The sequence below is a fragment of the Streptomyces sp. NPDC005533 genome (genome assembly GCF_042871845.1).
In the GTDB taxonomy this organism is placed as follows: Bacteria; Actinomycetota; Actinomycetes; order Streptomycetales; family Streptomycetaceae; genus Streptomyces.
Genome location: NZ_JBIAJH010000188.1, coordinates 1 through 1,377, shown reverse-complemented (window position 1 = coordinate 1,377; position 1,377 = coordinate 1). Strand labels below are relative to the sequence as shown.

The 1,377-nt window shown below is 68.1% G+C and carries 1 protein-coding gene; it reads left to right on the top strand.

Annotation, left to right across the window (positions count from 1 at the left end; genetic code table 11):
- The first annotated feature begins 107 nt into the window (after positions 1–107).
- A complete protein-coding gene (locus tag ACFYP3_RS37840) occupies positions 108–1,322 on the top strand; it encodes an IS110 family transposase (RefSeq protein ID WP_388842662.1) in 1,215 nt (404 codons plus the stop codon).
- Positions 1,323–1,377: the final 55 nt, after the last annotated feature.

Below are 1,377 nucleotides of genomic sequence, written 5' to 3'. Positions count from 1 at the left end.
TCCGGCGCAATGCCGGACAGCCTGCGGGCGGCAGGTCTGCATAACGTGGATGCGCGAGCACGACACCGTTACCGCGGCCAGCACGGTCAACGTGCGGAGAGAACGCGATGTTAGATACCGAAGGCGTGGGCGTCTTCCTCGGGATGGATGTCGGCAAGAGCACCCACCACGGTCACGGGCTGACCCCGGCCGGGAAGAAAGTCTTCGACAAGCCGATGCCCAACAGTGAGCCGAAGCTGCGGGCCGTCTTCGACAAGCTCAAGGCCAAGTTCGGCACCGTGCTGGTGATCGTGGACCAGCCCGCTTCGATCGGGGCCCTGCCCCTGACCGTCGCCCGCGACGCCGGCTGCCAGGTCGCCTACCTGCCCGGACTCGCGATGCGGCGGATCGCCGATCTGTATCCGGGCGAGGCGAAAACGGACGCGAAGGACGCGGCGGTCATCGCGGACGCCGCCCGCACCATGCCGCACGTCCTGCGGTCTCTGGAGTTGACCGACGAGATCACCGCCGAACTCACGGTGCTGACCGGCTTCGACCAGGACCTCGCCGCCGAGGCCACCCGCACCTCCAACCGCATACGCGGTCTGCTCACCCAGTTCCACCCGTCGCTGGAGCGCGTGCTCGGCCCGCGACTGGACCACCGGGCCGTCACCTGGCTCCTCGAGCGTCACGGATCGCCGGCCGCTCTGCGGAAGGCCGGCCGCCGCAGGCTCGTCGAGCTGATCCGCCCGAAAGCCCCGCGGATGGCCGCGCGGCTGATCGACGACATCTTCGACGCCCTCGACGAGCAGACCGTCATCGTTCCCGGCACGGGCACCCTCGACATCGTGATCCCATCACTGGCCGCCGCACTCGCCGCGGTCCACGACCAACGCAGAGCCTTGGAAGCACAGATCAGCACCCTGCTGGAGGCCCACCCTCTTCACCCGGTCCTGACCTCGATGCCGGGAGTCGGAGTCAGGACCGCCGCCGTCCTACTGGTCACCGTCGGCGACGGCACCAGTTTTCCCAGTGCCGCCCACCTGGCCTCCTACGCAGGCCTCGCCCCCACGACCAGATCCTCCGGGACCTCGATCCACGGCGAACACGCACCCCGCGGCGGAAACCGGCAGCTCAAACGCGCCATGTTCCTCTCCGCCTTCGCCTGCATGAACGCCGACCCCGCCTCCCGCACCTACTACGACCGGCAGAGAGCCCGCGGCAAAACCCACACCCAAGCCCTCCTGCGACTCGCCCGCCAACGCATCAGCGTCCTCTTCGCGATGCTCCGAGACGGCACCTTCTACGAGTCCAGAACCCCCACCATCACCCTCGCCGCGTGACCATCCCAAACAGCCCCATACCCGGCACCACATCCTTGACGAAGGACATAGAGAC

Excerpts from the sequence above, each read along its gene's own strand:
- ACFYP3_RS37840 (WP_388842662.1), top strand. The coding sequence starts at position 108 with ATGTTAGATACCGAAGGCGTGGGCGTCTTCCTCGGGATGGATGTCGGC.